5 protein-coding genes are annotated in these 5953 nt (G+C 67.4%); all 5 read right to left on the bottom strand.

What is annotated here, in order from left to right; translation table 11 throughout:
* Positions 1-3022 (bottom strand): CHAT domain-containing protein (locus ACERZO_RS50230; RefSeq protein ID WP_372673150.1); only part of this gene is annotated, 3022 nt, incomplete at its 3' end.
* A 185-nt stretch (positions 3023-3207) separates the two neighbouring features.
* Positions 3208-3462: a tyrosine-type recombinase/integrase gene (locus ACERZO_RS50225; protein WP_372673149.1), complete on the bottom strand. Its 255-nt coding sequence runs from the start codon at positions 3460-3462 to the stop codon at positions 3208-3210.
* Between the two features lie 77 nt (positions 3463-3539).
* Entirely contained in the window at positions 3540-4097 is a 558-nt protein-coding gene (locus tag ACERZO_RS50220; RefSeq protein ID WP_372673148.1) for a hypothetical protein, read from the bottom strand.
* Positions 4098-4262: 165 nt separating this feature from the next.
* Positions 4263-4658, bottom strand: a complete 396-nt coding sequence (locus ACERZO_RS50215; protein WP_372673147.1) for a hypothetical protein — start codon at positions 4656-4658, stop codon at positions 4263-4265.
* On the bottom strand, positions 4655-5953 hold a 1299-nt coding region (locus tag ACERZO_RS50210), incomplete at its 5' end, for a tetratricopeptide repeat protein (protein WP_372673146.1). The genes ACERZO_RS50210 and ACERZO_RS50215, both read right to left, overlap by 4 nt.

Raw genomic sequence — 5953 nt, 5'->3', positions numbered from 1 at the left:
GACCCCAGGTGAGGGCGGTGGAGCGGGTGTCGCCTAGCCGCGTGTAGACCGGCAAGGTGACCTCGCGGCGGATGCGGAGGGCCTCGTCGTAGTCCCCTCGCTGGTAGAGGATGTCGGCGATCTGACCCCAGGTGACGGCGGTGGAGCGGGTGTCGCCCAGCCGCTCGTAGACCGGCAACTCGACCTCGCGGCGGATGCGGAGGGCCTCGTCGTAGTCGCCTCGCTGGTAGAGGATGTCGGCGATACGGCCGGATGCCACGGCGGCTTCACGATCGGAGCCTGCGGTGAGGGACAGATTGCGTGCCTGGGTCAGCAGGTCTTCGGCCTTGCCCAGATCGCCTGTAGTGATCAGACGTCGGGCCTGTTCGGCGAAGACCCGGGCCCGCTCGACGGGATCGCCGTGGTCGTCGGCAGTGGCTATCCGCATGGCTCGGTCGAGTAACGCGTGTCCAGTAGGGCCATCTCCGCTGGTGAGAACGGCATCCGCCACCATACGCAGCAAATGGAGGGGTACCGCGTGGTTGTGCTGATCCAGGAGCGCGATCGCCTCGCCGCCGAGTGCCGCAGCATCGGCGGCAGGGCCGGTGCGCAGGTGCGTGATCGCACTGGCGGCGCAGAGGGCGGTGACGCTCGGGTTGTCCGCCAGTATCGCCAGCCGCGTCAGCTGCAAGTCCTCCCTAGAAGTCCGGCTGTGGGACGGTGTCGACGGTGTCCAGGCGTTCAGGAGGGGTTCCACGGTGAGCTGGGCCAGGGTGGACCGTTCTGCGGCGGTGAGCGGGGCGACCCGGCCGGCCACGACAGAGTTGACGGCCAGAGCGGAAAGTTCCGGGTCCACGGGATCGTCGTGGGGCTCCAGCAGTCCCAGCCCGGACAGCCGGACCGGTGATCCGCCAACCTGTTCGGCGATGAGATCGAGCACCGTGTCCGGGACCGGCAGATCGAACAGGGTGAGCGCACGCACCAGCGCGGTGCCGGCTGTGCCTGCTTCCTCGAGGAGCGCGTCCACGGCGAGGTTCTCCAGAAATACCCGCACCTCACCATCGGCGGGCAGGTCCCCCCGACGCAGATACTCCTCCATGCCCGTCACCGCGGCGTCCGCGCGGGACAGGGACACGTCCTCGTTGTAAACCAGGCGCAGGCAGATCAGGTCCTGCAGGCCGGGGTTGCCCCGGCTCACCGCCATGGCGCGCTGGGCCAGGTCGGCACGCTCGGCCCGTCGTTCGGGAGAGGCGGCGGCCTCCTGGCGGCGGTGCAGTTTCCGCCGCCCCACCTCGGACAAGGCTGCCAGCTGAATGCGTTCGAGCCGAGCCTCGGCGCCGTTGAGAGCGAAGGTGAACCGGCTGGTCAGCACCACCCGGCTGACGGTTTCCTCGGGGTCGAATGCGCGCAGCACGGCCGAGAGCACCGGCGCGTACTCGGGCGCGACCCCGTGCGGTCCTTCCGGGTGTTTGATGAGGATGCGTTCCAGGTCGTCGATGATCAGCAGCAACGGCTTGGTGCCGTCACCGGCCTGGGCGCATGGCCCGGACAGCAGATCGAGCAACACGTCCCCGATCGCCTCGTCCCGGTCCCGCACGTCCGGCAGCCGGCGATCGATCAGTTCTCGCGCGGCAGGGTTGGTGTGCACCCCGTGCCGGATCGCGTCGAGGACAGCCAATGCGGAGTAGTCACCGAACACCACTGCCACTGCGTACTGGCCCGCGACGCGGTCGGCGATCCGGGCCGCGAGGCTGGACTTGCCCAGACGCCCCAACCCCTGCAGCAGCACCCCGGCTCGTGTGCCGCCGCGCAGCACACGCAGCGCACGCTGCAGCTCTTTTCTGCGCCCCACGAACATCTCCGCCTTGGCCACCGGGACCTGCTCTTTGCGGTCCAAGAAGCGTTTCGTGCCATGCGTGGCCGAGACCAACGAACGCGCCCGGCTACCCGCCACCACCGCGCCGCCCCCGGCGGGGCCCAGCCACAAGCGGGCCAGGTGCCACTCCGCCCGCACCGACGGATCCTCGGATTTCAGCAGTGCCCGGCGGGCATCACCCACCGCCACCGCCACATCCACCCGATTGTTCAGTGCCCCGTACAGCTGCTGGGCGAACACCGTCGCCGCCCGGTCCCGTACTGAACCGTCCCAGCCGATCACCGCCGGCACCCCCGCGGTGACCAGACTGGTCGACAGCGAATGCGCCAGCTGCTCCTCCCGCCCGCCTGGCCCCGGCCCACCCTTGCGTCCCTCGCCGGGAGGCAGGTGCGTCGCGGTGTCGGCGCCGGTCGCGGTCAGGCATGCCGACACGAACACCAGCCGCGTAGTCCCCCGCGGGAACAGCTCGACCAGGTCCGACGCTGTCGTCGGCTTGCGCGCCCCGGTTTCGTCCTCCATCAGCAGCACCGGCTCGCCGTCCTTCTCCGGCCAGGAATTGGAGCCGTGACATGACAAGTGCACCACCGGCAGCGTGTCCGCAGACAGCCGTCCAGCGAGCTGCTGCGGGTCTCCGGTGTCCTCGACCAGCAGATCGATGCGGGCATCATCCACCGCATTGAGGATTGCCGTCTCCTCGTCCTCGAAGTCCAGCTCGTCCTGCTCCCGTGGCGAAGAGGCCATAAACGCGACGCCCAGCCGAAAGTCACTCAGCGCTGTCGGCGAAGTAGCTTTACCCAGCCGACGAGCGACGCCGAACCTGGTACGCCCGTCCTGGGCGAGAAAATCTCCATCCGGCCACGCCAACACCTCGAACGGTGCCCGCAGCAGTGCCCACGCCGCCGCGGAAGGCCAATGCGGTGTCTGAATCTCCAAGATCACCGGCGCCCCTGCCCGCTCCAGCCAGGCGTACAGCTGCCCCTGCTCTCCGTCCAGCCAGCCGAATAGCTCGCGTCCCAGCTTCAGCAGCGCATTAGCTGACCGTCCCTGCGCCGCACTGACATACCGCGCAGCGACCGTCTTCAGGAACTGGACATCAGCATCCTGGAGGAGCCGTCGCGGGCCGACCCTCTCGCCGCCGACGACCAGCTCGAATGCCGAACCGTCCACGACTAGACCGGACACCACCGCACCCACCCCTCGGCCGCCTCGTGACTGCACAACCAGCCGAGCGCGCTTTGCCGCTCTGACGGACCACATGCAAGATTCGCCCGAGCGTCCTCATCGGTTACAAAACGTCTCATAACAGCAGTCAACTTCCACCAAATGGCCTAACGGGGCGGAAGGACATCCGCTCATCGGCATGAGCGGACGTCCGCGTGCTGGAACAGCCCCGGCCGGCTCGCCACCCAACCGGCCCTGGGCCGGGCTGCCTCCATGTACGCCGCCAGGATGTAGTTCGGATGCCGGTCAAGGGTCTTGCGGGCACGGTCGTAGCGCATGGTCGTGCGCGGGTCGGCGTGTCGGGCAGCGATCTGGACGTCGCGCAGGTCGACGCCCGCGTCGAGCATCGTGGTGACAAAGGTGTGGCGAAGTATGTGCGGGTGCATCCGCGGGAGCGCACGACCGAGGCCTCGGCCAGCCTGCGCAGCCGGCGGGTGGCGCAGTGCCGGTCCATGCGGATGCCTCATCGGTTGAGCAGGACTGGACCGTGCTCGCGGTCGCTTACGGCTCGGTCGATCGCCCGGCCGACCGCCGGCGGCAGTGGCACTAAGACAACCTTGCCGCCCTTGTCGACCACCCTCAGCGCCCGATGTCCGTGCTCCTCGCCGATGTCGCTGATGTCCGCGGCGCAGGCCTCGAACACTCGGAAGCCGAGTAGTCCGAGCATCGCGACCAGCGCGAAGTCGAACGGGTAGACCGATTCCCGGGCCGCGCTCAGCAGCGCCTCGAACTTTAGGTGGGATAGGCCGAGGGTCGGTGACTCGTTGGGCACCATTGGGCGTCGGACGTATTCCGCCAGCGAGTGCTCGAGCACGGTGTCGATGACGCAGGTTTGAATCGTCGCACCTCCTGCATCCAGCGCACGTACAGCTGCCAGTGGGGCGAGTTCGCGTTCGTGACACCAGGTGAAGAAGATCCGCAGGTCCGACGCTGAATGCGTCCGCGAGGCGCCGGTATAGCGTCCGAGGTACGCCATAGCCGCCAGTCGTAACACCGTTTCGTCCAGGTCTGAGGGCTCCATGACCTCCGATGCTCGGTGAGATCGCTGGCGGCGCAAGGTCGGGGAGCGCGCCACCTGCGGCATGAGCGGACGTCGCAACGATCGATCAGTGGCATGAGCGGATGTTCCATGTGGCCGTTGCTGTAGTTGATGCGTGTGACATCGATGCGATGTGTTGGCCGGGATCTACGCGGACGGGTCTTCCGGTCTCGGCAGGTCGAGGAGCTGGTCGGGGTTCAGTTGCGACAAGTCACGCGGGCCGTCGTCGGTGATCAGCTTGACGGTGGTTTTGCCATCGAGGTCTTGCTTGATCTTGTCGATGAGGTCGTGAGCTCGTCGGCGCTTGCGGATGCGGTCTGCCAGGTCGGTCACAGCCAGCGCGGCCGAGGGGATGGAAACGATCAACGCGGCCAGCGCGATCGGGTCGACCGACTTCTCGTCCTCTCGGGTGGAATACCCGGAAGCCGGCGGGTTCAGCGGGATCTCGCGCACGCGGTATCCCCAGTCGCCGATCAGCTCGTCGAGGCTGGCCTTCGCGGATGCCAGGCCGGCTTTGGTGTCACTTTCGATACGGATGATCATCGTTCGTCCCCTTGGCCGAGGTTGTCGAGCAGGTTCGTCAGCTGTTCTACGAGGGCGCCCGCGCCGATCTTCGTAGCGGCCCGAAGGCCTTCACCGGCTACTTGCTGGGCCTCGGAGATCTGATCGGCCGCCACGAGCAGCGTGGCCAGGGTTAGGGCGACGACGGCGAGACCATCGGCGCGTTGGAGGCGGTGCAAGATCGAATACGATTCGATCACCCTGGGTGCCGCTGACTCGTAGTCTTGCCGAGCTAGGTCGATCTGGGCGAGGTCCCAATTCGCCGCGGCGATGCCGTCGAGGTCGCCTAGGCCCGTGTGCGTCTCTAGTCGTTTGAGCTGGAGAGATGTTGCCTCGTCGTAGTCCCCACGCTGGTAGAGGACGTCGCCGATCCTGCCCCAGGTGATGGCGATGGAGCGGGTGTCGCCCAGCCGCTCGTAGACCGGCAGCTCGACGTCGCGGCGGATGCGTAGTGCCTCGTCGTAATCCCCACGTTGTTCGGCGATGTCGCCGATCTTGCCCCAGGTGATGGCGATGGAGCGGGTGTCGCCCAGCCGCTCATAGACCGGCAGCTGGACGTCGCGGCGGATGCGTAGTGCCTCGTCGTAATCCCCACGCTGGTAGAGGATGTCGCCGATCTTGCCCCAGGTGACGGCGATGGAACGGGTGTCGCCCAGCCGCTCATAGACCGGCAGCTGGACGTCGCGGCGGATGCGCAGTACCTCGTCGTAATCCCCACGCTGGTAGAGGACGTCGCCGATCCTGCCCCAGGTGATGGCGGTTTCGCGGGTGTCGCCCAGCCGCTCGAAGGCCGGCAGCTGGACGTCGCGGCGGATGCGTAGTGCCTCGTCGTAATCCCCACGTTGTTCGGCGATGTCGCCGATCTTGCCCCAGGTGATGGCGGTTTCGCGGGTGTCGCCCAGCCGCTCGAAGACCGGCAGCTGGACGTCGCGGCGGATGCGTAGTGCCTCGTCGTAATCCCCACGCTGGTAGAGGATGTCGCCGATCTTGCCCCAGGTGATGGCGATGGAGCGGGTGTCGTCCAGCCGCTCGAAGGCCGGCAGCTGGACGTCGCGGCGGATGCGTAGTGCCTCGTCGTAATCCCCACGCTGGTAGAGGATGTCGCCGATCTTGCCCCAGGTGATGGCGATGGCGCTGGTGTCGCCCAGCCGCTCGAAGGCCGGCAGCTGGACGTCGCGGCGGATGCGTAGTGCCTCGTCGTAATCCCCACGTTGTTCGGCGATGTCGCCGATCTTGCCCCAGGTGACGGCGATGGAGCGGGTGTCGCCCAGCCGCTC

The sequence above is a fragment of the Amycolatopsis kentuckyensis genome (assembly GCF_041679295.1).
Taxonomy (GTDB): Bacteria; Actinomycetota; Actinomycetes; order Mycobacteriales; family Pseudonocardiaceae; genus Amycolatopsis; species Amycolatopsis kentuckyensis_A.
Note: the sequence above shows the minus strand (reverse complement) of the source record. Positions and strands in the feature narration are given on the sequence as shown.